The sequence below is a fragment of the Amycolatopsis antarctica genome (assembly GCF_002262875.1).
Classification (GTDB): Bacteria; Actinomycetota; Actinomycetes; order Mycobacteriales; family Pseudonocardiaceae; genus Amycolatopsis; species Amycolatopsis antarctica.
In genome coordinates, this window is the sequence record NZ_NKYE01000003.1 from 18,516 (window position 1) to 40,829 (window position 22,314).

General features: G+C 68.2%; 26 protein-coding genes. 22 read left to right on the top strand and 4 right to left on the bottom strand.

Annotation, left to right across the window (positions count from 1 at the left end; genetic code table 11):
• The first annotated feature begins 2 nt into the window (after positions 1-2).
• From CFN78_RS05850 to CFN78_RS05915, 14 genes are all read left to right on the top strand, one after another.
• On the top strand, positions 3-653 hold the full coding sequence (locus CFN78_RS05850) for an L-threonylcarbamoyladenylate synthase (RefSeq protein ID WP_094861584.1): 651 nt from the start codon (positions 3-5) through the stop codon (positions 651-653).
• Positions 654-756: 103 nt separating this feature from the next.
• Entirely contained in the window at positions 757-1,920 is a 1,164-nt protein-coding gene (locus CFN78_RS05855) for a glycosyltransferase family 4 protein (protein ID WP_094861585.1), read from the top strand.
• Positions 1,917-2,408: a Cg1360 family ATP-synthase-associated protein gene (locus tag CFN78_RS05860; protein ID WP_240519298.1), complete on the top strand. Its 492-nt coding sequence runs from the start codon at positions 1,917-1,919 to the stop codon at positions 2,406-2,408. Before CFN78_RS05855 ends, CFN78_RS05860 begins: the two co-directional genes overlap by 4 nt.
• Before the next feature lie 324 nt (positions 2,409-2,732).
• Positions 2,733-3,500, top strand: a complete 768-nt coding sequence (gene atpB, locus CFN78_RS05865; RefSeq protein WP_205660456.1) for a F0F1 ATP synthase subunit A — start codon at positions 2,733-2,735, stop codon at positions 3,498-3,500.
• Between the two features lie 56 nt (positions 3,501-3,556).
• Positions 3,557-3,814: an ATP synthase F0 subunit C gene (locus CFN78_RS05870; RefSeq protein ID WP_094861587.1), complete on the top strand. Its 258-nt coding sequence runs from the start codon at positions 3,557-3,559 to the stop codon at positions 3,812-3,814.
• Between the two features lie 29 nt (positions 3,815-3,843).
• Complete coding sequence (locus CFN78_RS05875; protein ID WP_094861588.1) at positions 3,844-4,398, top strand: F0F1 ATP synthase subunit B; 555 nt, start codon at positions 3,844-3,846, stop codon at positions 4,396-4,398.
• Between the two features lie 6 nt (positions 4,399-4,404).
• Positions 4,405-5,226, top strand: coding sequence for a F0F1 ATP synthase subunit delta (locus CFN78_RS05880; RefSeq protein ID WP_094861589.1), 822 nt, complete (start codon positions 4,405-4,407; stop codon positions 5,224-5,226).
• A gap of 142 nt (positions 5,227-5,368) precedes the next feature.
• On the top strand, positions 5,369-7,012 hold the full coding sequence (gene atpA, locus CFN78_RS05885; RefSeq protein WP_094861590.1) for a F0F1 ATP synthase subunit alpha: 1,644 nt from the start codon (positions 5,369-5,371) through the stop codon (positions 7,010-7,012).
• Positions 7,013-7,023: 11 nt separating this feature from the next.
• Positions 7,024-7,974 (top strand): F0F1 ATP synthase subunit gamma, encoded by a 951-nt coding sequence (locus tag CFN78_RS05890; RefSeq protein ID WP_094861591.1) that lies wholly within the window; start codon positions 7,024-7,026, stop codon positions 7,972-7,974.
• A 3-nt stretch (positions 7,975-7,977) separates the two neighbouring features.
• The gene (atpD, locus tag CFN78_RS05895) at positions 7,978-9,411 is read left to right on the top strand and encodes a F0F1 ATP synthase subunit beta (protein ID WP_094861592.1); all 1,434 of its coding nucleotides are present in this window, start codon (positions 7,978-7,980) and stop codon (positions 9,409-9,411) included.
• Between the two features lie 184 nt (positions 9,412-9,595).
• Positions 9,596-9,961: a F0F1 ATP synthase subunit epsilon gene (locus CFN78_RS05900; protein WP_094861593.1), complete on the top strand. Its 366-nt coding sequence runs from the start codon at positions 9,596-9,598 to the stop codon at positions 9,959-9,961.
• A 21-nt stretch (positions 9,962-9,982) separates the two neighbouring features.
• On the top strand, positions 9,983-10,417 hold the full coding sequence (locus CFN78_RS05905) for a DUF2550 domain-containing protein (RefSeq protein WP_094861594.1): 435 nt from the start codon (positions 9,983-9,985) through the stop codon (positions 10,415-10,417).
• Between the two features lie 119 nt (positions 10,418-10,536).
• Positions 10,537-11,385: a helix-turn-helix domain-containing protein gene (locus CFN78_RS05910; protein ID WP_094861595.1), complete on the top strand. Its 849-nt coding sequence runs from the start codon at positions 10,537-10,539 to the stop codon at positions 11,383-11,385.
• On the top strand, positions 11,382-11,579 hold the full coding sequence (locus CFN78_RS05915; RefSeq protein WP_094861596.1) for a DUF397 domain-containing protein: 198 nt from the start codon (positions 11,382-11,384) through the stop codon (positions 11,577-11,579). Before CFN78_RS05910 ends, CFN78_RS05915 begins: the two co-directional genes overlap by 4 nt.
• A 282-nt stretch (positions 11,580-11,861) precedes the next feature.
• Here the strand turns inward: CFN78_RS05915 and CFN78_RS05920 are convergent, their stop codons facing one another.
• From CFN78_RS05920 to CFN78_RS30075, 3 genes are read right to left on the bottom strand one after another with little or no spacing between them, the layout of a single operon-like run.
• Positions 11,862-12,485 (bottom strand): cob(I)yrinic acid a,c-diamide adenosyltransferase, encoded by a 624-nt coding sequence (locus tag CFN78_RS05920; protein WP_094861597.1) that lies wholly within the window; start codon positions 12,483-12,485, stop codon positions 11,862-11,864.
• Positions 12,486-12,538: 53 nt separating this feature from the next.
• Complete coding sequence (locus CFN78_RS05925; protein WP_205660443.1) at positions 12,539-13,063, bottom strand: glycoside hydrolase family 75 protein; 525 nt, start codon at positions 13,061-13,063, stop codon at positions 12,539-12,541.
• Positions 13,053-13,181 (bottom strand): hypothetical protein, encoded by a 129-nt coding sequence (locus tag CFN78_RS30075; RefSeq protein ID WP_276307325.1) that lies wholly within the window; start codon positions 13,179-13,181, stop codon positions 13,053-13,055. Before CFN78_RS30075 ends, CFN78_RS05925 begins: the two co-directional genes overlap by 11 nt.
• A 175-nt stretch (positions 13,182-13,356) precedes the next feature.
• Here CFN78_RS30075 and murA point away from each other — a divergent pair, with 175 nt between their 5' ends.
• A complete protein-coding gene (gene murA, locus CFN78_RS05930) occupies positions 13,357-14,631 on the top strand; it encodes a UDP-N-acetylglucosamine 1-carboxyvinyltransferase (RefSeq protein WP_094861598.1) in 1,275 nt (424 codons plus the stop codon).
• A gap of 30 nt (positions 14,632-14,661) precedes the next feature.
• Entirely contained in the window at positions 14,662-14,886 is a 225-nt protein-coding gene (locus CFN78_RS05935; RefSeq protein ID WP_133116288.1) for a pyridoxamine 5'-phosphate oxidase family protein, read from the top strand.
• A gap of 10 nt (positions 14,887-14,896) precedes the next feature.
• On the opposite strand, the gene CFN78_RS05940 is transcribed toward CFN78_RS05935, so the two are convergent.
• Positions 14,897-15,523, bottom strand: a complete 627-nt coding sequence (locus CFN78_RS05940) for a LysE family translocator (protein WP_094861600.1) — start codon at positions 15,521-15,523, stop codon at positions 14,897-14,899.
• 189 nt (positions 15,524-15,712) lie between these two features.
• On the opposite strand from CFN78_RS05940, the gene CFN78_RS05945 reads away from it, so the two are divergent.
• The 6 genes from CFN78_RS05945 to CFN78_RS05970 all read left to right on the top strand — a co-directional run bounded on the left by CFN78_RS05945 (position 15,713) and on the right by CFN78_RS05970 (position 22,311).
• Positions 15,713-17,743, top strand: a complete 2,031-nt coding sequence (locus CFN78_RS05945; protein ID WP_240519299.1) for a methylmalonyl-CoA mutase family protein — start codon at positions 15,713-15,715, stop codon at positions 17,741-17,743.
• 186 nt (positions 17,744-17,929) lie between these two features.
• A complete protein-coding gene (gene ehuB / locus CFN78_RS05950; protein WP_094861601.1) occupies positions 17,930-18,814 on the top strand; it encodes an ectoine/hydroxyectoine ABC transporter substrate-binding protein EhuB in 885 nt (294 codons plus the stop codon).
• Between the two features lie 25 nt (positions 18,815-18,839).
• Positions 18,840-19,550 carry an ectoine/hydroxyectoine ABC transporter permease subunit EhuC gene (gene ehuC / locus CFN78_RS05955; RefSeq protein ID WP_094861602.1) on the top strand — a complete coding sequence of 237 codons (711 nt, stop codon included), beginning with the start codon at positions 18,840-18,842 and terminating at the stop codon, positions 19,548-19,550.
• Positions 19,550-20,209: an ectoine/hydroxyectoine ABC transporter permease subunit EhuD gene (ehuD, locus tag CFN78_RS05960; RefSeq protein WP_205660444.1), complete on the top strand. Its 660-nt coding sequence runs from the start codon at positions 19,550-19,552 to the stop codon at positions 20,207-20,209. Before ehuC ends, ehuD begins: the two co-directional genes overlap by 1 nt.
• Positions 20,210-20,251: 42 nt before the next feature.
• Positions 20,252-21,016: an ectoine/hydroxyectoine ABC transporter ATP-binding protein EhuA gene (gene ehuA, locus CFN78_RS05965; RefSeq protein WP_094861604.1), complete on the top strand. Its 765-nt coding sequence runs from the start codon at positions 20,252-20,254 to the stop codon at positions 21,014-21,016.
• Positions 21,017-21,378: 362 nt separating this feature from the next.
• The gene (locus tag CFN78_RS05970; RefSeq protein WP_094861605.1) at positions 21,379-22,311 is read left to right on the top strand and encodes a TauD/TfdA dioxygenase family protein; all 933 of its coding nucleotides are present in this window, start codon (positions 21,379-21,381) and stop codon (positions 22,309-22,311) included.
• Positions 22,312-22,314 lie beyond the last annotated feature (3 nt).

Consider the following 22,314-nt stretch of genomic DNA (forward strand, 5'->3'; position numbering starts at 1 on the left):
GCATGAGCGTCGTGTACGACTGCAGCAGGCAGGACACCAGGTCGGACGGGCTGACGGCGGCGGCCGGTGCGGTGCGATCGAGCAGACTGGTGGTGCTGCCGACGGACACCGTCTACGGGATCGGGGCGGACGCGTTCGACCAGGGCGCGGTGCAGTCGCTGCTGCGCGCCAAGAACCGCGGCCCGGACATGCCGGTCGGCGTTCTCGTCGGCTCGTGGTCCACAGTGGACGGTCTGGTGCTGGGCGTGCCGCCACAGGCCCGCGCACTGATCGAGGCCTTCTGGCCGGGCGACCTGTCGCTGGTGCTGCCGCACGCACCGAGCCTGAACTGGAACCTCGGCACCACCCGCGGCACCGTCATGCTGCGGATGCCGCTGCACCCGGTCGCGCTGGAACTGCTGCGCGACATCGGCCCGCTGGCCGTCTCCTCGGCGAACATCTCCGGGCGTCCGGCCCCGGCCACCGCGGAGGACGCCCGCGAACAGCTCGGCAACTCGGTGGCCGTGTATCTCGACGGCGGTCCGACCGGCGAGGCGGTGCCGTCGAGCATCGTCGACCTCACCGGCTCGGAACCGGTGCTGCTGCGGGAGGGCGCGGTGAGCGCCGAGGCGGTGACCGAGGTGCTCGGCACGCCGGTGGCCACACCCGGATAGCGGTCTCCTCGCCCGGCCGGTAGCCGAACTCCGGCCGTACACGGCTCGCGGTAGCGTGTCCGGGTGAACGCTTCGCGACGGGCATCCAGGGGATAACGCGTCCGTGCCACCTTCCGTCACCGCCGGCCTCCCGATCCGGGAGTACCTTCTCGTCGCCCTCACCACGGCGGCGCTCACCTTCCTGCTCACCGGGCTCGTCCGCCGGTTCGCCACGAAGGTCGGCGCGATCGCCAACCCCCGCTCCCGGGACGTGCACGTCATCCCGATCCCGCGGATGGGCGGGCTCGCCATGTACCTCGGCGTGGTCGGCGGGATGGCGCTCGCGCACCAGCTTCCGGTGCTGCGCCGCGCGTTCGAGTACTCGCTCGACCCGGTCGGCGTGTTGATCGGCGGCGGCGTGATCGTGCTGATCGGTGCGCTGGACGACCGGTTCGAGCTCGACTCGTGGACCAAGCTCGCCGGTCAGGTCATGTGCGCGGGCATCCTGGTGCTGTTCGGCGTGCAGTGGTTCTCGTTCTGGGTGCCCTGGGGCGGTGACGGCGACTCGCTCGGCTCGGTGCTGGTGCTCGACCAGAACCAGGGCGGGCTGCTGGCCGTGCTGCTGGTGGTCACCATGGTCAACGCGATGAACTTCGTCGACGGCCTGGACGGGCTGGCCGGCGGACTGGGCTTCATCGCGGCGGCCGCGACCGCGGCGTTCTCACTGGGGTTGCTAGCCAACACCGGCGGCGACGTCGGCAACTACCCGCCCACGCTGATCGCCGCGACGCTGGCCGGGGCGTGTCTCGGTTTCCTGCCGCACAACTTCCAGCCGGCGAAGATCTTCATGGGCGACTCCGGCTCGATGATGATCGGGCTGATGCTGGCCGCCGCGAGCACCTCGGCCTCGGGCAAGATCAGCTACACGAACTTCGGGCCCGCGGACACGCTGGCGCTGCTCTCGCCGCTGCTCGTGGTCGCGGCCGTGGTCTTCGTGCCGATGCTGGACCTGCTGATGGCCGTCATCCGCCGTACCCGCCGCGGCGAGAGCCCGTTCGCCGCGGACAAGATGCACCTGCACCACCGGCTACTGGAGATCGGCCACTCGCAGCGTCGTGCCGTCCTGCTCATCTACCTGTGGGCCTCGCTGCTGGCCTTCGGCGCGGTCTCGGTGACCCTGTTCGACGGTGCCGCGGGCTTCTGGTTGTTCGGCGCGGGCCTGCTGCTGGCGATCCTCGTTTCGGCGATCCCTAGACTGAAGTCCCGCAATCAGGGAGTGCAGCGATGAGTGAGACCGAGACCGGCGCCGACACCGGTACCCAGCAGACGGGGGCGGGCGAGCCGCCCGCCGAGGAGAACCCGCACGCCAAGGTGATGCTGGACCTGGCCAACTCGATGCTGCGCACGGCACTGCTGCCGAGTGCGGCCACGGTGGCGGCCGGCGTCCTGGTGTCCACCCTCTGGGTCGGCCTGCCCGGCCTGTTCGGCGCTCTGGTCGGCGGTGGGCTGGCGGTCGCCTCCTGCCTGCTGACGATCCTGATGATGCGCAAGTCCGCCGCCCTGATGCCGGCCCTGGTGATGGCCGTGGCGCTGGGTGGGTACGTCTTCAAGCTGATGGTGCTGATGATCGTGATGACGCTGCTGCGCGGCGTCGAGGTGCTGCACCCCTACGCTCTGTCGCTGACCCTGCTGGCGGTCATCCTGGTGTGGGCGGGGGCCGAGGTCGTGGCCTACCGCAAGGCCAAGATCCCGGCCATCATCCCGAGCGGCCGGTAACGCTCCGCGAGCCTCTCCGGGGCGGCCCGCGGGGTAAGGAGTACGCCTGTACGGCGGCGATTTTCCTGCTGGTATCGTCCGTTTCGCGGAGGCGGTGCGTGCGCCGTTGTCGCTGGTGACAACTCCGGAAACAGTGCCGATTCCCCTCGCGGGACATGGGGCGCGGGCCTTCCGGAAGCGTGCATCACGACGTTCCGGATGCGTGCTCGGACTCAGAGGGATCCACTTCGAAGGTCGCAAAACCCATCCGGTACGTTAAGTCCAGATCGTGACGATTCCCCCGGCGGAGTGAACGCCGGCCGGGAGAACCGGAAGGAGCCCTCGTTGGGCGAGCTTGTTCTAGCCGCAGAGTTCCCCCCGGGCGCAGACAGCTTCGTGTTGCCGCCGATCTTCGGTTCGGTGACCAAGCCGATGGTGCTCGTTGTGCTGTCGGTGATCATCATCGTCACGTACTTCCTGCTTGCCACGCGCAAGATGTCGATCGTCCCGAGCAAGGGGCAGTTCGCCGCGGAGTCGATCTACGACTTCAGCCGCAACACGATCGCGCGTGAGCAGATCGGAGCCCAGGATTTCCGTCGGTTCGTCCCGCTGATCTTCTCGTTGTTCGCCTTCCTCCTGGTGAACAATCTGTTCGGGATCATCCCGGTCATTCAGTTCCCGACGATGGCGCGGATCGGCTTCCCGATCGCGCTGTTCCTCTTCGTGTACGCGACCTATCACTTCGTCGGGTTCAAGAAGCACGGGTTCGGCGGGTACCTGAAGCACATCATGTTCCCGCCCGGCGTCCCCAAGCCGATCTACGTGCTCCTCGCACCGATCGAGTTCGCCCAGAAGTTCGTCTTCCAGCCGGCATCGCTCGCGATTCGTGTTTTTGCCGCGATGTTCGCCGGTCACCTGATTCTGCTGGTGTTCACCCTGGGTGGCACCGCGCTGCTGGACGCTTCGGGTCCGCTCAAGCCGGTTTCCCTGCTCTCCTGGGCGCTGGCCATCGCGATGACGTTCCTCGAAGCGTTCATTCAGGTTCTGCAGGCCTACATTTTCGCCCTGCTCGCCGCGAACTTCATCGGCGCCGCACTGGCGGAAGAGCACTAGGAATAACCGAAAGCCCCGATCCGCGCAGTTGCGGACCGAGTTGGAAGGAAATGCACGTGAGCAACAACGTTCTTGCGCAGGCCGGCGAAGCGGCGGTCGACATCAACCCGGGTCTCGCCGCCATCGGCTATGGCCTCGGCGCGATCGGCCCCGGTATCGGTGTGGGTCTGATCTGGGCAGCGGTCATCAACGGCACCGCGCGTCAGCCGGAGGCCCAGGCCAAGCTGCAGGGCATCGCCTGGATCTCGTTCGTCCTGGTCGAGGTGCTGGCGCTGATCGGTCTGGTCGTCTACTTCATCGCGTCCGGTGGCTGAGTTAACCGCTCATCGCGTTGGGAGACGTCGTGTTGAAGACACAGACCGTGCTCGCCGCTGAGAGCGAGCACAATCCGATCCTGCCGGTCCCGTCGGAGCTGATCCTCGGGTTCGTCGCCTTCGGTCTGCTGCTGTTCGTGCTGTGGAAGTTCGTCGTTCCGCGGTTCGAGAAGCTCTACACCGAGCGTGCGGAGACCATCGAGGGCGGCATCAAGAAGGCCGAGCAGGCCCAGGCCGAGGCGCAGGAGGCACTCGAGCAGTACCGTGCCCAGCTCGCCGAGGCCCGTTCCGAGGCGGCCAAGATCCGCGACGACGCCCGGCTCGAGGCCGAGCAGATCAAGGACGAGCTGCGTTCCGAAGCTCAGGAGGAGTCCCGCCGCATCGTGGCGCAGGGCGAGGCCGCGCTTCAGGCGCAGAAGGCGCAGATCGTCGCCGAGCTGCGCTCGGAGCTGGGACGCAACTCCATCGAGCTGGCCAGCCGCATCGTCGGTGAGTCGCTCGAGGACGAGACCCGCCGTCGCGGCACCGTCGACCGGTTCCTTGCCGAGCTCGAGACCACCGGTACGGCCGGAACGAGGAAGTAGAAGTAGATGACGCTGCATGCTGCGAGCCGCGAGGCGCTCGGCCTCGCCGAGAACCGTCTCGGCGAGGTACTCGGCGACGCGGGCACCGACCCGTCGGTCGTCGGTGAGGAGCTCCTCTCCGTGGTCGACCTGCTGTCCCGCGAGGTCGGGCTGCGCCGGGCGGCCGGCGACGGCTCGTCCGACCCGCAGGTCCGCGTCCGGCTGGTCCGGTCGGTGCTGGACGGCAAGGTCTCCGACCCCACCCTGACGGTGCTCGACACCGCGGTCTCCTCGCGCTGGTCCAGCCCGCGCGAGCTGCTCGACGGGCTGGAGTCGCTCGGCCGGTCGGCACTGCTCACCAGTGCCGAGACGACGGGCAACCTCGACTCCGTCGAGCGTCAGCTCTTCGACATCGCCCGGATCGTCGGCGGCTCCGCCGAGCTGGACAGGGCACTGTCCGAGCAGACCGCGCCCGCCGACGCGAAGCGCGGACTGGTGCGGAACCTGTTCGGCGACAAGGTCGATCCCATCACGCGGATGCTGACCGAGCGGGCCGTTGTGCGGCAGCGCGGGCGTGGCGCGAGCTACGGGCTCGACGAACTGGTCAAGCTGGCAGCCGAGCGCCGCGAGCGCTCGGTCGCGCGGGTGACCACCGCGACCGAGCTGACCGATGAGCAGCAGAGCACGCTCGCCGGGAAGCTGCGTGCGATCTACGGCAGGCAGATCGCCGTGCACCAGGAGATCGACCCGAACCTGGGCGGCGGTCTGGTGATCCGGGTCGGCGACGAGGTCATCGACGGCAGCTCGGCCGGGCGCATCGCCACGCTGCGCAGGCAGCTTGCCGGCTGAGCCGGCATGACACACGCGTCACCACATACTTTGCAAGACTGGAACGAACCCCGAGTCGACGGATGAACGAGTATCGCGGCCGAGCAGAGCGGCGGCACGAATCCGGAGACGAGAAATCACACACAGCGAGAGCGGGAACGACATGGCGGAGCTGACGATCTCCTCGGACGAGATCCGTAGCGCGATCGAGAACTACGTCTCGAGTTACTCCCCGGACACGAGCCGGGAAGAGGTCGGTGCGGTCATCGACACCGGTGACGGCGTCGCGCACGTCGAGGGCCTGCCCTCGACGATGGCCAACGAGCTGCTGGAGTTCCCCGGCGGCGTTCTGGGTGTCGCCCAGAACCTCGAGCCGCGCCAGATCGGTGTCGTGATCCTCGGTAACAACGAGACGATCGAAGAGGGCCAGGAAGTCAAGCGCACCGGCCGGATTCTGTCCGTGCCGGTGGGCGAGAACTTCCTCGGCCGCACCATCGACCCGCTCGGCAAGCCGATCGACGGCCTTGGCGAGATCGAGTCCGACGAGACCCGCGCGCTCGAGCTGCAGGCCGCCTCGGTCGTTCAGCGCCAGCCCGTGTCCGAGCCGATGCAGACCGGCATCACCTCGATCGACGCGATGACGCCGATCGGCCGCGGTCAGCGTCAGCTCATCATCGGTGACCGCAAGACCGGTAAGACCACGGTCTGCGTGGACACGATCATCAACCAGAAGCGCAACTGGGACACCGGCGACCCGAAGCAGCAGGTCCGCTGCATCTACGTCGCGATCGGCCAGAAGGGCTCCACGATCGCCGGTGTCCGCAGGACGCTGGAGGACGCGGGCGCACTGGAGTACACCACCATCGTCGCCGCCCCGGCGTCCGACTCGGCGGGCTTCAAGTGGCTGGCTCCGTTCACCGGTGCCGCGCTGGGCCAGCACTGGATGTACCAGGGCAAGCACGTCCTGATCGTGTTCGACGACCTCACCAAGCAGGCCGAGGCCTACCGTGCGATCTCGCTGCTGCTGCGCCGCCCGCCGGGCCGCGAGGCGTTCCCCGGCGACGTCTTCTACTTGCACTCGCGTCTGCTCGAGCGTTGCGCCAAGCTGAACGACGAGCTGGGCGCGGGCTCGATGACCGGGCTGCCGATCATCGAGACGAAGGCCAACGACATCTCGGCCTACATCCCGACGAACGTCATCTCGATCACCGACGGCCAGGTCTTCTTCCAGTCCGACCTGTTCAACTCGGGTCAGCGTCCGGCGGTCGATGTCACCACCTCGGTCTCCCGAGTCGGTGGTGACGCGCAGATCAAGGCGATGAAGACGGTCTCCGGCTCGCTGCGTATCGACCTCTCGCAGTACGAGGAGCTCAAGGCGTTCGCGGCCTTCGCCTCCGACCTGGACGCGGCCTCGAAGGCACAGCTCGACCGCGGTTCCCGGCTGTACGAGATGCTCAAGCAGCCGCAGAACTCGCCGATCCCGGTCGAGCAGCAGGTCGTCTCCGTGTACCTCGGCACCCGTGGCCACCTGGACCAGGTCCCGGTCGAGGACGTCGCGCGGTTCAACAACGAGCTGCAGCAGAACCTGCGGCACAAGCACGAGGGCATCCTCGCCGAGATCCGCGACTCCGGTAAGTGGAGTGACGACCTCGCCGAGCGCGTCGTGGCCGCCGCCGACGAGTTCAAGAAGGGCTTCACCACCTCGGAGGGCAAGGCCCTCGTCAACGAGGCGGACGCCGAGGCAATGGACGCCGACAAGGTCGGGCAGGAGACCGTGAAGGTCAACAAGCCCGCGCCGAAGAAGTGACCGGATAACTCATGGCCCAACTTCGCGAACTCCGCCAGAAGGTCAAGTCGACCAAAGCGATCGGCAAGATCACCAAGGCCCAGGAGCTCATCGCCACCTCGCGCATCGGCAAGGCGCAGGCCAGGGTGCAGGCCTCACGGCCGTACGCCGAGGAGATCACCAATGTGCTCTCCGCCCTGGCCGGCGCGGCGTCCAACCTGGACGACCCGATGCTGACCGAGCGGGAGAACCCCGGCCGGGTGGCTGTGCTGGTCGTGACCAGCGACAGCGGGCAGTGCGGTGGCTACAACACCAACGTGCTGCGTGCCACCGAGGAGCTGCTCTCGCTGTTGCGGGAGCAGGGCAAGACCCCGGTGGTCTACGTGACCGGCGTCAAGGGGCTCGGCTACTACCGGTTCCGCAACCGCGAGATCGTGCGGCACTGGACCGGCTTCTCCCAGCGGCCGCGCTACACCGACGCCGCCGAGGTCGGTTCCACGCTCGTCGAGTCGTTCCTCTCCGGGGCGGACGACGACGGGGACAACCCCGGCTCGGACGGTGTGCTCGGCGTGGACGAGTTGCACATCGTCTACACCGAGTTCCGCTCCATGCTCAGCCAGACCCCGGTCGCCAAGCGCATCGCGCCGCTCGAGGTCGAGTACTCCGAGGAGCAGGAGGAGGAGCAGCAGACGTCCTCCGATCTGTCGTCGGCCTACGAGTTCGAGCCGAGTGCCGAGAAGCTGCTCGGTGCGCTGCTGCCGAAGTACATCAACACGCGGATCTTCTCTGCGCTGCTGGAATCGGCCGCGTCCGAGCTGGCCGCACGTCGTACCGCCATGAAGGCGGCTTCGGACAACGCCAATGATCTGGTGAACACCTACACGCGGCTGGCGAACCAGGCGCGGCAGGCCCAGATCACCCAGGAGATCAGCGAAATCGTCGGTGGGGCGAACGCGCTCGCCGCAGTAGGAAGTGATGACTGAGCGATGACTGCTACCCCAGTTACGGAAACCGCCCTCAAGGGCCGAATCGTCTCGGTGACCGGCCCGGTCGTCGACGTCGAGTTCCCGCGCGGTGCGATTCCCGCACTCTTCAACGCACTGAAGACCGAGATCGAGTTCGCGGAGCTGCGCAAGACGGTGACCCTCGAGGTCGCCCAGCACCTCGGCGACAACATGGTCCGCACCATTTCGCTCCAGCCGCAGGACGGTCTCGTCCGTGGCGCCGAGGTCACCGACACCGGTGGCCCGATCTCGGTCCCGGTGGGCGACAAGGTCAAGGGCCACGTCTACAACGCCCTCGGCGAGTGCCTGGACGAGCCCGGCTACGGCTCGGACCTGGAGCGCTGGAGCATCCACCGCAAGCCGCCGGCGTTCGACCAGCTCGAAGGTCGTACGCAGATCCTGGAGACCGGCCTCAAGGTCATCGACCTGCTCACCCCGTACGTCTCGGGTGGCAAGATCGGCCTGTTCGGTGGTGCGGGTGTCGGCAAGACGGTGCTCATCAAGGAGATGATCACTCGTGTCGCGCAGAACTTCGGTGGCACCTCGGTGTTCGCCGGGGTCGGCGAGCGCACCCGTGAGGGCACCGACCTCTTCCTGGAGATGAGCGAGGACGGTGTCATCAACAACACCGCCCTCGTCTTCGGCCAGATGGACGAGCCGCCCGGCACGCGTATGCGCGTCGCCCTGTCCGCGCTGACCATGGCGGAGTACTTCCGCGATGTGCAGAACCAGGACGTGCTGCTGTTCATCGACAACATCTTCCGGTTCACCCAGGCCGGTTCCGAGGTCTCCACCCTGCTGGGCCGGATGCCCTCGGCCGTGGGTTACCAGCCGACGCTGGCCGACGAGATGGGTGAGCTGCAGGAGCGGATCACCTCGACCAAGGGCCGTTCGATCACCTCGATGCAGGCGATCTACGTGCCGGCGGACGACTACACCGACCCGGCCCCGGCGACGACGTTCGCCCACCTGGACGCCACCACCGAGCTTTCCCGGACGGTGTTCCAGAAGGGCATCTTCCCGGCGGTGGACCCGCTGGCGTCGACCTCGACGATCCTCGACCCGGCGATCGTCGGTGACGAGCACTACCGCGTCGCATCGGTGGTCATCGCGATCCTGCAGAAGTACAAGGAACTGCAGGACATCATCGCGATCCTCGGCATGGACGAGCTGTCCGAGGAGGACAAGCTCACGGTGAACCGGGCGCGTCGCATCGAGCGTTTCCTCTCGCAGAACATGCTGGTCGCCGAGACGTTCACCGGGCAGCCCGGCTCGACGGTGCCGCTGGCCGAGACGATCGAGTCGTTCGACAAGATCGCCAAGGGCGACTTCGACCACTACCCGGAGCAGGCGTTCCTGGGTATCGGTGGCCTCGAGGACCTCGAGAAGAAGTACAACGAGATCACCAAGAAGTAGTTCGGGTCTGTGCGGCGGGGCCGGGATCACTGTCTACAGTGGACTCCGGCCCCGCCGTTCTACTCGTGTCAGGTCTGTGACGTGCGACGATCCCGCGATGGCGGAGTCGTGACGCGGAGCGGCCAAAGTAGGGTCGGCGCAGCTATTACACTCGCTAGAGGCGCCCGATGTGAAGGAGAGCTACGTGGCTGAGATGTCCGTTGAGCTGGTCGCGGTGGAGCGACGCCTCTGGTCGGGCAAGGCCACCTTCGTGGTCGCGCAGACGACCGAAGGTGAGATCGGCATCCTGCCGGGTCACCAGCCGGTACTGGGCCAGTTGATCGAGGGCGGCATCGTCAAGGTGACCACCACCGATGGCGAGCCGTTCATCGCCGCCGTGCACGGTGGCTTCCTCTCGTGCACCGGCTCCGCGGTGAGCATCCTGGCGGAGAGCGCGGACCTCGCCGACGAGGTCGACGTGAACGCCGCCAAGGCAGCGTTGTCCGGCGAGGACGAGGCCGAACGAACACGAGCGGCCGCGCAACTCCGCGCAGCCGGTCAGTCGGTCTAGAGCGACGGGCGGGGAGCGGCCGTGGAGATCACAGTGGTGGTCCTGGTGCTGCTCGTCGCCCTTGCCGGTCTCGCGTTCTGGTATGCCCTGCGGTGGGTCCGGATGCGCCGTCTCGGCGGTGTGAGCGTGGCCCTGCGCTGGCGGCCGGACGACGCGCGCGCGGGCTGGCACCTGGGGATCGGGCGCTATCGGGGCGAGGAGTTCGTCTGGTACCGCGTCTGGAGTCTCCGTTCCGGCCCGGACCGTGTGTTCAAGCGGGAGAGCCTGGAGATCGCCGACCGCCGCGAGCCCGGCGGCACCGAGTCCTACGCCGTTCCCGCGGGCGCCACGGTGCTCCGGTTCGAGTCGGAGGCGCAGGAGGCCATCGAGGTGGCCATGGGGCCTGGCGCACTGACCGGCTTCCTGTCCTGGCTGGAGTCGGCCCCGCCGGGCCGGCGGTTGCCCCGCGCGAGCTGAGCAGTTCGCTCCCGCGCTGCTGTGCAGCCGGTGCAATGCCGGGCGGCTGCTGATTCTTTGGGGTGGCCTGTTGCCGTGTCCCGCGTTTCGGCAGGTCGAAGCACCATAATCTGCGGGGCATGGGCGAGCTGGAATCCACTGCGCGCGGTCGTCAACTCGGTGAGGAACTGCGCAGGCGACGCGAACGTGCCGGGCTGAACGGGGTCGAGCTGGCCCGCCGGATCGGCTGGTCGCCGAGCACCGTGTCGCGAATGGAAGCGGGCCTGGGAAACCATTCCGAGGTGAAGCTGACGGCGTATCTGGCGCACTGCGGGACGTCCGCGCCGGACGCGGCGGAGGTCCTGCGGCTCGGCGAGCCCGGTGAGGACGGTTATCTGGTGCGCCGCAGCGTGCTGCGGACGCTGGTGTTGCACGAGTCGACGGCCGTCGGCATCCGCGAGACCGCCCCGTTGCTCGTACCCGGCCTCCTGCAGACCGAGGACTACGCCCGTGCGGTGATGCATCTGCCCGGCTCGCTGACCGAGGACGAGATCGCGGCGCGGGTCGCCGTCCGAATGGACCGGCAGACGCTGCTGCGCCGTCGATGGCCGCCCCGGTTCACCTACCTGATCTACGAGCCCGCGTTGCGCTGCCCGCTGGGGGGTGACCGGGTCATGCACGAGCAGATGCTGCACCTGGTGTTCCTGTCGTCCCGGCCGCAGATGACGATCCGGGTGGTGCGCCTGTCCGATGGTGCGCGTGCTGCACATGGCCAGCAATTCGCGTTGATGGAGTACGCCGATCATGGCCCCGTGCTGTACGCGGAGAACACGTTCGCCGGAATGTTCGTGGAGAACCGGGAGGACGTCGAGACCTCGCGCGCGTTTCTCGACGGGATCGCCGGGGATGCCCTGAATGAGGGACAATCCCGGGAGTTCCTTGCGGCGCTCGCAAGCGACTACGACCGCCCCGACGGAGGAGCACCATGACCGCGGCCGATCAGCGCAGCCCCGGCTGGCGCAAGAGCAGCCACAGCAATGCGAACGACTCGTGCGTCGAGGTGGATTTCGTCGCGGCGGAGGTCGCCGTCCGGGACTCCAAGGACCCGGCCTCCGGGGTACTGCGCTTCGGTCCCGCGCGATGGCGTGCGTTCACCGGTCACATCGCCGGTCTCCGGGCCTGAACCGCGTCCGGCGCTGACCCGGTCCGCGTCGCCTGCTGCCACCGTGGCCACGTTTGTCCCCAGCGACGGGCGATTCCGCGCGATCGGTCCACTCGTGCCGCAGAATCGTCCACAGGCGGGCGCAATCGCGTTCCCAGGGGCGTTGCGCGGATACGCTGGAGCGGGGACGCCCCCCAGGGCGGGTGGGGGAGGGGTGCCCGTCGAAACTCCGCGTCGATCGCGGGTGGTGGCGGTGCGTGGGGGGCGATGCGTGCCGCTGGACGGTCGTGCGAGGGGGAGCGGTCAGCGGCCGCCGCCGGGCTGCCACAGCACGTCGCCCTCCGGATTCGCCAGCCGGGCGAGGATGAACAGCAGGTCCGAGAGCCGGTTCAGGTACTTGACCGCCACCGCGTTCGTCCGCTCCGCGTCCGCCTCGATCAGCCCCCAACCGGCACGCTCCGCGCGCCGCGACACCGTGCGGGCCTGGTGCAGCAACGCCGCGCCCGCCGTGCCGCCGGGCAGGATGAACGAGGTCAGCTTCGACAGCCGCTCGTTGAACTCGTCGCACCAGCCTTCCAGCCGCTGCACGTACTCCTCGGTGATCCGCAGAGGCGCCGGAGCGCTGCGACGCGCAGCGTCTCCGTCCGGGGTGATGGCTGGGTGGCGGGAGGGAGGATCGGGGACGACGGGGGTACACAGATCCGCCCCGACGTCGAACAGGTCGTTCTGCACGCCGCGCAGCACCCCGGCGATCTCCTCGGACAGCCCGCCGAGCGCGATCGCCACCCCGATCACCGAGTTCGTCTCGTCGACCTCCGCGTAGGCGCCCAGCCGCGGATCGGTCTTCGGCACCCGCGAGCCGTCCCCCAGCGCGGTGCTGCCGTTGTCGCCGACCTTCGTGTACACGCGATTGATGCGAACCGACATGCCGCCACCCTACCGGCGGATCCCGCGCCGCAGCGCGGAATCCGCCAGGGCGCTCAGCCCCCGGCGAACGCCGTCGCCGCCTCCTCGCCCCGCGCCACGGCCGCACCCTGATCCTCGATCGGGTCGACCGTCACGCCGGGGAACAGGATGAGGTCGACGACCTCGGCGGACACACCACCGGTCGCCGGGTCGGGGTCGATCCCGAGCTGCTCGGCCAGCCGGTACGAACCCTCGCCGATCATGTTCTCCGGGCCGATGTCGCCCACGACGGCGTAGGCGACCCTGTCCTCGTGCACCACCGCCGCGACGGTCCCGCCGTCGATACCGGCCCCGCCGAAGTGCCAGGTGTCGTTGACGCTGGGCACCACGATGTACGGCAGCCGGGCCGAATCGAAGTGCTGCCCGTCGGCCTGCTGCCACGCCGTCTCCGGCAGGAACGACGGATCGGTGTCCTCGTTGCGCTCCTCGGTGCGCCGACCGTCGCAGTCGACGTCGAAATCGGACTTCCAGTGCACCGCGGAACCCGTCGAGCAGACCGCGATCGTCCGCGCCCCGCCCGAATCCTCGTCAGACGTCACCGTTCGAGATCCGCTCCGCGTAACTCGCCGCCTGCCGCAACTGCTCGGCGTCCGGGCCCGCCGCGGCAGCCGCCTGCGCGGGAACGGTGACCGCGGTGACGGCCAATACCGCCGCCACCAACAGGGTTCTCGTCCGCGTGGTGCTCTACTCCTCGTTGATCACGGTGCCTGCCACTGGACAACTTCGTTAGTGGATAACAGAGTTCACGCCTTCGTGGGAGCCGCCAACCGGTGCGCGGCGACGGCGGACCTGCCGATCGGCCGGATGGAGGCGACGGGCATCATTGGCCCCCATGAGCGAGCACATCGACTTGCAGGGTGGCGCGCGACTGGTCGGCGAGGTCGAGGTCGTCGGCGCCAAGAACAGCGTGCTCAAACTGATGGCGGCGGCGCTGCTCGCCGAGGGCACCACGACCATCACCAACTGCCCGCAGATCCTCGACGTCCCGCTAATGGGCGATGTGCTGCGCAGTGTCGGCTGCGAGGTGGAGATCGACGGCGACACCGCCCGCATCACCACCCCCGCCGAACTGTCGCACCGCGCCGACTCCGCCGCGATGGGCAAGCTGCGCGCCTCCGTCTGCGTCCTCGGCCCCCTGGTCGGACGGCTCAAGCAGGCCGTCGTCGCGCTCCCCGGCGGTGACGCGATCGGCCAGCGGCCCCTCGACATGCACCAGAACGGTCTGCGCAAGCTGGGTGCCACCAGCACCATCAAGCACGGCTGCGTGGTCGCCGAGGCCGACGGGCTGCACGGCGCCCAGATCTGGCTCGACTTCCCCAGCGTCGGGGCGACCGAGAACATCCTGATGGCGGCCGTTCTCGCCGAGGGCACCACCGTCATCGACAACGCCGCCCGTGAGCCGGAGATCTCCGACATCTGCACGATGCTCGTCGAGATGGGCGCCAAGATCGAGGGCGCCGGCACGTCCACGCTCACCGTGCACGGCGTCGAAGCGCTCCACCCCACCGAGCACCGCGTCATCGGCGACCGCATCGTCGGCGCCACCTGGGCCTTCGCCGCCGCGATGACCCGGGGCGACCTCACCGTCAAGGGCGTCAACCCGCACCACCTGGACCTGGTGCTGGACAAGCTGCGCCTCGCCGGCGCCGACATCACCACCTTCGACGGCGACGGTTTCCGCGTCGTGCAGGCCGAACGCCCGCAGGCCGTCGACTGGGTGACCCTGCCGTACCCGGGCTTCGCCACCGACCTGCAGCCGTTCGCCGTGGCCCTGTCCAGCGTCTCCGAGGGCACCTCGATGATCACCGAGAACGTCTACGAGGCGCGGTTCCGCTTCATCGAGGAAATGGTGCGCCTCGGCGCCGACGCCCGCACCGACGGCCACCACGCCGTCGTCCGCGGCATCGAACAGCTCTCCAGCGCGCCGGTCTGGGCCGCCGACATCCGGGCCGGAGCCGGCCTGGTCCTCGCCGGCCTCTGCGCGGACGGGGTCACCGAGATCTGGGACGTCTTCCACATCGACCGCGGCTACCCGCACTTCGTGGAGAACCTCAACCGCCTCGGCGCCGACATCAAACGCGTGATCGGCGACCCCGAACGTTCCTGAAGCCGTGTGACCCGCGCCACGATCGGCTCGGTGAAAGAACGGCTGCTCCGCGAGGTGGGCACCTTCGGCCTGTGCGTCCAGACCGAGGAGTTCGACGAGACGCCCGCGCCGGAGGTGGAACTCGCCATCGCGAGCCGCTACCTTCCCGCCGACGAGGCGGCGGAATTCCTCCGCTCCGTCGAGGGCAACCGGCACGTCCTCATCCGCATGCGCCCGCAGCGCTGGCTCAGCCAGGACCAGTCGAAAGCGGGCTGAGCGCCGAGGCTCACCCCTCGGCGGCCAGCACCGCGCCGAAACCGATCAGCGCCGTGCCGGTCACGGCGTCCAGCGAACGGCGCACGGTGCGCCTGCGCAGCCACACCCGCACCCGGTGCACGAAGAACAGCAGCACCAGCAACCACAGCCCGCCCAGCACCGCGACCGTGTAGGCGAGCAGCAACGCCTGCCAGGTGCCCGTCGTCGCCGGGTCGAGGAACTGCGGAAGCACCGACAGGTACAGCACCAGCACCTTCGGATTCGTCACGTTCGACAGGAAACCCTCGCGGAACCGCCGGAACCCACCGGACCGCGAACTGGCCGCGTCGTCCAGCGCCGGGTACTCGCCGCGCCACGCCCCGCGCAAAGCCTGGACGCCGAGATAACAGAGGTAGGCGACACCGAGCCAGCGCAACGTGGTGAACACCGGCTGGGAATGGGCGATGACCGCGCCGAGCCCCAGCGCGGCGGCGGTTCCCTGCACGGCGTTACCGGTGAAGATCCCGAGACTCGACAGCAGGCCACCGCGGGCACCGCCGGCCACCGAGTTCTTCAGTACCACCGCGGTGTCCGGGCCCGGTACCAGGACCACCAGGACCACGACGGCGAGGTAGCTGCCGTACACGCTCCACGTCATGCGGCGGACACTAACCCTCCGGGGAGCTGCGGAGCACGCGGATATCGGTCACAGTGCTCGGGTGCGGCGACAACGCGGCGACCGCTGCCCCGGCGGCGGCCCGGATGACAGCGTTGACGTGTCCGGTTCCACTCGCCGCCATATGTTACCGGCGAGTATGCTCGCCTGGTCGTCCATCGGGAGGTAGCCGTGCCCTATCCCACCGACCGGGAGCGCGATCGCCCCTGGGTGATGCGGACCTACGCCGGGCACTCCTCGGCCGCCGCGTCGAACGAGCTGTACCGGCGCAACCTGGCCAAGGGACAGACCGGCCTGTCCGTGGCCTTCGACCTGCCCACCCAGACCGGCTACGACGCCGACCACAAGCTCGCCAAGGGCGAGGTCGGCAAGGTCGGTGTGCCGATCGCCCACATCGGCGACATGCGCAGGCTCTTCGACGGCATCCCGCTGGCCGAGGCGAACACCTCGATGACGATCAACGCACCGGCCATGTGGCTGCTCGCGCTCTACGTCACCGTCGCCGAGGAACAGGCGGAAGAGTCGGGACGCGACGGCAGTACCGACACTGCCGAGGTACTGGCCAAGCTCACCGGCACCACCCAGAACGACATCATCAAGGAGTACCTCTCCCGCGGGACCTACATCTTCCCGCCCGGGCCGAGCCTCCGGCTGATCACCGACATGATCACCTGGACGGTGCATCACGTGCCCCGCTGGAACCCGATCAACATCTGCAGCTACCACCTGCAGGAGGCGGGCGCGACGCCGACGCAGGAGGTCGCCTACGCCCTCTGCACCGCGATCGCCGTGCTCGACGCGGTACGCGACTCCGGCCAGGTCGAGCAGGCCGACATGGCGAAGGTCGTCGCCCGCATCTCCTTCTTCGTCAACGCCGGGGTGCGCTTCGTCGAGGAGATGTCCAAGATGCGCGCGTTCACCGCGCTCTGGGACGAGATCACCGCCGAGCGCTACGGCGTCACCGACGCGAAGGCGCGCAGGCTCCGCTACGGCGTGCAGGTCAACTCCCTCGGACTGACCGAGGCGCAGCCGGAGAACAACGTCCAGCGGATCGTGCTGGAGATGCTCGCAGTGTCGCTCTCCCGCGGCGCGCGGGCGCGGGCGATCCAGCTCCCCGCCTGGAACGAGGCGCTCGGCCTGCCCCGGCCGTGGGACCAGCAGTGGGCGCTGCGGATGCAGCAGGTACTCGCGTACGAGACCGATCTGCTGGAGTACGAGGACATCTTCGACGGCTCACTGGTCATCGAGTCCAAAGTGGACGAGATCAAGAAGGGCGCCCGCGCGGAGATCGCCAGGGTGCAGGAGATGGGCGGTGCGGTGCCCGCCGTCGAGAGCGGCTACATGAAATCCGAACTGGTCACCTCCTTCGCCGACTACCGCCGTGGTGTGGAGTCGGGCGAGCGGGTGATCGTCGGGGTGAACAAGTTCGACACCAGCGAACCCAGCCCACTGCAGGCGGAAGGGGCGAAGGCGATCGAGACGGTCGACGCCGCCGTCGAGAAGGAGGCTGTGCTCGCCCTCGAACGGTGGCGCGCCGAGCGGGACGACGAGGCGGTCGCGACCGCGCTCGCCGCGCTGAAGAGCGCCGCGGGCACCGAGGAGAACCTCTTCGAGGCGACGTTGACCTGCGCGCGGGCCGGCGTCACCACGGGGGAGTGGTCCGGGGCGCTGCGTGAGGTCTTCGGCGAGTACCGGGCGCCCACCGGTGTCACCGCCTCCTCCGGCGGCGGCGAGGCCGCGGCCGACCTCACCGCCGTGCGTGAACGGGTGCGCGAGACCGGAGCGGAACTCGGCGAGCGGCTGCGGATACTGGTCGGCAAGCCCGGCCTCGACGGCCACTCGAACGGGGCCGAGCAGGTCGCCGTGCGTGCCCGTGACGCCGGTTTCGAGGTCATCTACCAGGGAATCCGGCTCACACCCGAGCAGATCGTGTCGGCGGCGGTGCAGGAAGGCGTGCACGTGGTCGGCCTGTCCGTGCTGTCCGGCTCGCACCTGGAGATCGTGCCTGAGGTGGTGGACGGTCTGGTCGCCGCGGGAGCGGCGGACGTGCCGGTGATCGTCGGCGGGATCATCCCGCCCGAGGACGCGAAGCTGCTCACGGACCGTGGCATCGCCAGGGTGTTCACGCCCAAGGACTACGAGCTGACGGAGATCATGAACGAGATCGTTTCGGTGGTCCGGCAGGCCCGCGGGCTCGACTGAATCGAAATCGTAACACTCCGTACCGATTCTTTATCTTCGCAGGTCAGAGCCTGCCTGATGGACGATTTCGGGGAATGTCCATTGAGGAACTTCGCCGGTTTTCTTGAGCGCCCGATCGAGGGTCCCTAGGTTGGACCAACGACGGGGAATTCGAGAACAGTGCGTAACGGCGAGGGAGCACACACGATGGCTATGGGCGACTGGACGCGGCGGGACTTCTTCAGACGGGCGGCGGCAGCCGGAGCGGTGACCATCGGTGGGCCGATGCTGCTGTCCGCCTGCGCGAGCAGCGACGACACCACGACCTTCGAGGGCGCCAAGGAATCCGGCAAGATCAAGGTCGGCTTCGGCAACGAGGCGCCGTACGGCTTCACCGGGCCGGACGGCCAGCTCACCGGAGCCGAGCCGGAGATCGCACGCGTGGTGCTGCGCAACATGGGCATCGGCGAGATCGAAGCGGTGCCCTCGGACTTCGGCCAGCTCATTCCCGGTCTGCAGGCGAAGAAGTTCGCCATCGTCGCCGCCGGCATGTCGATCCGCCCGGACCGCTGCGAGAACGCCTCGTTCTCCGCGCCGGAGTTCAAGGTCGCCTCCTCTTTCCTGGTGCCCAAGGGAAACCCGATGGGCATCACCCGGTTCGAGGACATCACCGGCAAGGACGTGAAGATCGCCGTCATGTCCGGGGCGGTGGAGAAGGACTACGCGAAGGAAGCCGGCGTCCCGGACGACAAGATCATCACCATCGACACCCAGGACAACGTCTTCCGGCAGGTGCAGGACGGCCGGGTGTACGGCGCCGCACTGCTGGACATCACCAGCCGCTGGTTGCTCAAGCAGAACGAGGGCGCGCCCTTCGAGACCACCGAGTCCTTCCAGGGCAGCAAGTCCGCTCCCGACGTCGGTGCCTTCACCTTCCGCAAGGAGGACACCGAGTTCGTCAACGCCTTCAACACCGAACTGCAGAAGGTCAAGGACAGCGGGCAGTGGTTGGAGATCGTCACCCCGTTCGGTTTCAGCGAGGCGAACGCCCCCGGACCGGAGCTGAAGACCGAAGAGCTCTGCAAGGCCTGAGCGGCTTCGGAAAGGCGAGCTTCTCGTGTTCGACAACCTGTCCATACTGTTTCCCCGAATCCTCGACGGAGTGCCCTACACCGTCATCGCGACGGTCGGCGGAATCGCGCTGACGATCGTCCTGTCGTTCGCGGCGGGCCTCGGGCTGCTGGCGTCCTCGCCGGTGGCCCGGGGCCTCACCCGGGTGTACGTCGAGGGCTTCCGCGGAACCTCGGAGGTGGTCCAGCTCTTCTGGATCTACTTCGCCCTGCCCATCCTGGTCGGGATCGACCTGATCCCGCTGGCGGCCGGCATCATCGTGCTCGGCCTGAACCACGGGGCCTACGGTGCCGAGATCGTGCGCGGCGCCATCGGGTCGGTACCCAGGGCGCAGTACGAGGGCGCGATCGCGCTCAACCTCACGCCTGCCCAGCGGATGTGGCGGGTGATCCTGCCGCAGGCGGTGGTGGAGATGCTGCCCTCGTTCAACAACCTGTTCATCCAGCTCCTGAAGAGCACCGCGCTGCTGTACTTCATCGAGGTCACCGAAATCTTCAAGCAGGGCGACATTCTGCGCCCGCAGTACGGCGACGATCAGGAGCTGATCTATCTGATCGAGCTGGTCTTCTACCTGTTGCTGGCCATCGCCATCACGATGCCGATGCGCTGGCTCGAACGGGTGGCCGCACGCAGGGTCGGCCGTAGCGTGCCCAGCCGCGAACGTGCGCTGGCGAAGGTGACGGGGGGTGCCGTCTGATGGACGTCTGGGACTGGGACAAGGCGTTCGGCGCGCTTCCGCCGATTCTGGAGGGCTTGCTCGTCACCCTGCAGGTCACGGTGCTCGGATCACTGGTCGCGTATGTACTCGGCTTGATCCTGGCGGTCGTGCGGCGCAGCAGGATCCCCGTGCTGGACCAGATCCTGTGGGCGCTGATCGAACTGATCCGCAGCACGCCGCTGTTGATCCAGATCTTCGTGCTGTTCTACGTACTGCAACCCGCGCTGGGACTGCAGTTGTCCCCCTTCCTCACCGGGGTGATCGCGCTCGGCGTGCACTACGCCTGCTACACCTCCGAGGTGTACCGAGCGGGTATCGACGCGATTCCGCCAGGGCAATGGGAGGCGGCCACCGCGCTGAGTCTGCCGAAGTCTCGGGTCTGGACCGGGGTGATCCTGCCGCAGGCCGTGCCCCGGGTGGTGCCCGCACTCGGCAACTACACCATCTCGATGTTCAAGGAAGTGCCCCTGCTGCTGGCGATCGGCGTCGCGGAGATCGTCGCGCGGGCCGAGGAGCAGGGCACCGCGGACTACCGCTACGTCGAGGTCTACACGATGGCGGGCCTGGCGTTCCTGTTGCTGAGCTTCCCCGCCGCGATCCTGGTACGCAGATTGGAACGTCGTGTCGCACAGAAGTGAGAGCGAAAAGTGTCCACAGTAGACAATGCGGCCGATGGCGCGATGATCCGTTTCGACGGCGTCGGCAAGAAGTTCGGCGACAACGAGGTGCTGAAGGAACTCGACTTCTCGATCGCGCCCGGCGAGTTCGTCACGCTCATCGGGCCGAGCGGTTCCGGCAAGACCACGATCCTGCGACTGCTGATGACGCTGGAGAAGGTCACCACCGGAACCATCACCGTCGCCGGGAAACCGTTGAGCCACATGGACAAGGGCGGCAAGCTGGTGCCGGCCGACGAGGCGCACCTGCGGCTGGCGCGGCGGAACATCGGCATGGTCTTCCAGCAGTTCAACCTGTTTCCCAACATGAACGTGCTGCGCAACATCACCGAGGCGCCGATCCGCACACTCGGCAAGTCGCGCGCCGAGGCGGAGACGCGGGCCGGGGAACTGCTCGAGATGGTCGGCCTCTCGGAGAAGATCACCGCCCGGCCCACCCAGCTCTCCGGCGGGCAGCAGCAGCGCGTCGCCATCGCCAGGGCGCTGGCGATGGAACCGGACGTGCTGTTGCTCGACGAGGTCACCTCGGCGCTGGACCCCGAGCTGGTCACCGGTGTGCTGCACCTGCTCAAGGACATCGCCAGGACCACCGACATCACCTTCCTCTGCGTCACGCACGAGATGCAGTTCGCCCGCAACGTCTCGGACCGGGTGATGATGTTCGACAGTGGCCGGGTGATCGAGGACGCGGTGCCGGAGAAGCTGTTCACCGCGCCGGAACAGGAACGGACGAAGTCCTTCCTGCACGCGGTTCTCAACCGCGACTGAAGGCGCGGCGACGGCCGGCCCCGGTGTGACACCGGGTGCCGGCCGTTCCCTTCTACCAGGCCGGACACTCGCGTCCCGCCTGGTGAGCTGTTACTCCCATCCTTGACGCCGACCGTCCGCAGGGTCGATCATGCGGACATGTCCCTCTCCCGGCTTCGTGCGTTTGCCCCCAGGCCGACGCTGACTGTGCGTTCGGCCGGAGTCGGCGTGGCGGCCCTGCTGCTGCGCCGTGGACGGCTGGGCTCGCCCCCGATCTGACGATCCGCGCTTTCCCTTACACCCCAACCATTTCCGCACGGAACTCGGTTGGTTCCCGCGCGCCCGATCGAGCCCTTCTCGTCCGCACAGTGAGGAAACTCTTCGTGTCCATCGAATCCCCGTCCCGCCCTGCCCTGCGTCCGGCCACCGTCCCCGCCGACGGCATCCTGGAGGGTCCGCGGGTGCTGCACCGGCTGCCCGAGAACGCCGAATCCGCGCCGTACCGGCTGTTCGGCCTCCGCCCACTCGGCCGGGTCATCGGCGCCGAGATCGACGGCATCGACCTCGGCGCTCCCATGTACCCGGAACTGCGCGCGGAACTGAACCGCGCACTGCTGGAGTGGAAGGTGCTGTTCTTCCGCGACCAGCGGATCACCTCCGCCCAGCAGCGGGAGTTCGCCTCGCACTGGGGCGAACTGGAGACCAACCCGTTCATCCCGGTCGGCGACACCGACCAGGTCACCCGCTTCGCCCGCAGCGCCACCAGTCCCGGCTACGAGAACATCTGGCACACCGACGTCACCTTCCGTCCCCGTCCCGCGCTCGGCTCGGTGCTGCGGCTGATCGAGGTGCCGCCGGTCGGCGGGGACACCATGTGGGCAGACATGGCGGCCGCCTACGACAACCTCGACGCGGACGTGAAGTCCCGCATCGAGGGCCTGCGCGCGGTCCACGACTTCATCCCCGGATTCGTCCGCTTCTCCGACTCCGCCGATCTCGCGCGCAGGCAGGGCGAGTTCCCGCCGGTCGAACACCCGGTGGTGCGGGTGCACCCGGAGACCGGCCGCCGCACCCTGTTCGTCAACCAGGCGTTCACCACGCACATCGTCGGCATCGACCGGGCCGAGAGCGACCGGCTGTTGCGGCTGCTGTTCGCGCAGGCGCACGTCCCGGAGTTCCAGGTGCGGTTCGGCTGGGCGGAGAACTCGGTGGCGTTCTGGGACAACCGCGCCACCCAGCACTACGCCGTCAACGACTACCACCCGCACGCCCGCGTCGCCGAGCGCGTGGCGATCGCGGGGGACGAGCCGTTCTGACCC

Coding starts and splice junctions, on each gene's coding strand:
- CFN78_RS05850 (WP_094861584.1), top strand. CDS start 3: ATGAGCGTCGTGTACGACTGCAGCAGGCAGGACACCAGGTCGGACGGG.
- CFN78_RS05860 (WP_240519298.1), top strand. CDS start 1,917: ATGAGTGAGACCGAGACCGGCGCCGACACCGGTACCCAGCAGACGGGG.
- CFN78_RS05880 (WP_094861589.1), top strand. CDS start 4,405: ATGACGCTGCATGCTGCGAGCCGCGAGGCGCTCGGCCTCGCCGAGAAC.
- atpA (WP_094861590.1), top strand. CDS start 5,369: ATGGCGGAGCTGACGATCTCCTCGGACGAGATCCGTAGCGCGATCGAG.
- CFN78_RS05890 (WP_094861591.1), top strand. CDS start 7,024: ATGGCCCAACTTCGCGAACTCCGCCAGAAGGTCAAGTCGACCAAAGCG.
- atpD (WP_094861592.1), top strand. CDS start 7,978: ATGACTGCTACCCCAGTTACGGAAACCGCCCTCAAGGGCCGAATCGTC.
- CFN78_RS05910 (WP_094861595.1), top strand. CDS start 10,537: ATGGGCGAGCTGGAATCCACTGCGCGCGGTCGTCAACTCGGTGAGGAA.
- CFN78_RS05915 (WP_094861596.1), top strand. CDS start 11,382: ATGACCGCGGCCGATCAGCGCAGCCCCGGCTGGCGCAAGAGCAGCCAC.
- CFN78_RS05920 (WP_094861597.1), bottom strand. CDS start 12,485: ATGTCGGTTCGCATCAATCGCGTGTACACGAAGGTCGGCGACAACGGC.
- murA (WP_094861598.1), top strand. CDS start 13,357: ATGAGCGAGCACATCGACTTGCAGGGTGGCGCGCGACTGGTCGGCGAG.
- CFN78_RS05940 (WP_094861600.1), bottom strand. CDS start 15,523: ATGACGTGGAGCGTGTACGGCAGCTACCTCGCCGTCGTGGTCCTGGTG.
- ehuB (WP_094861601.1), top strand. CDS start 17,930: ATGGCTATGGGCGACTGGACGCGGCGGGACTTCTTCAGACGGGCGGCG.
- ehuD (WP_205660444.1), top strand. CDS start 19,550: ATGGACGTCTGGGACTGGGACAAGGCGTTCGGCGCGCTTCCGCCGATT.
- ehuA (WP_094861604.1), top strand. CDS start 20,252: ATGATCCGTTTCGACGGCGTCGGCAAGAAGTTCGGCGACAACGAGGTG.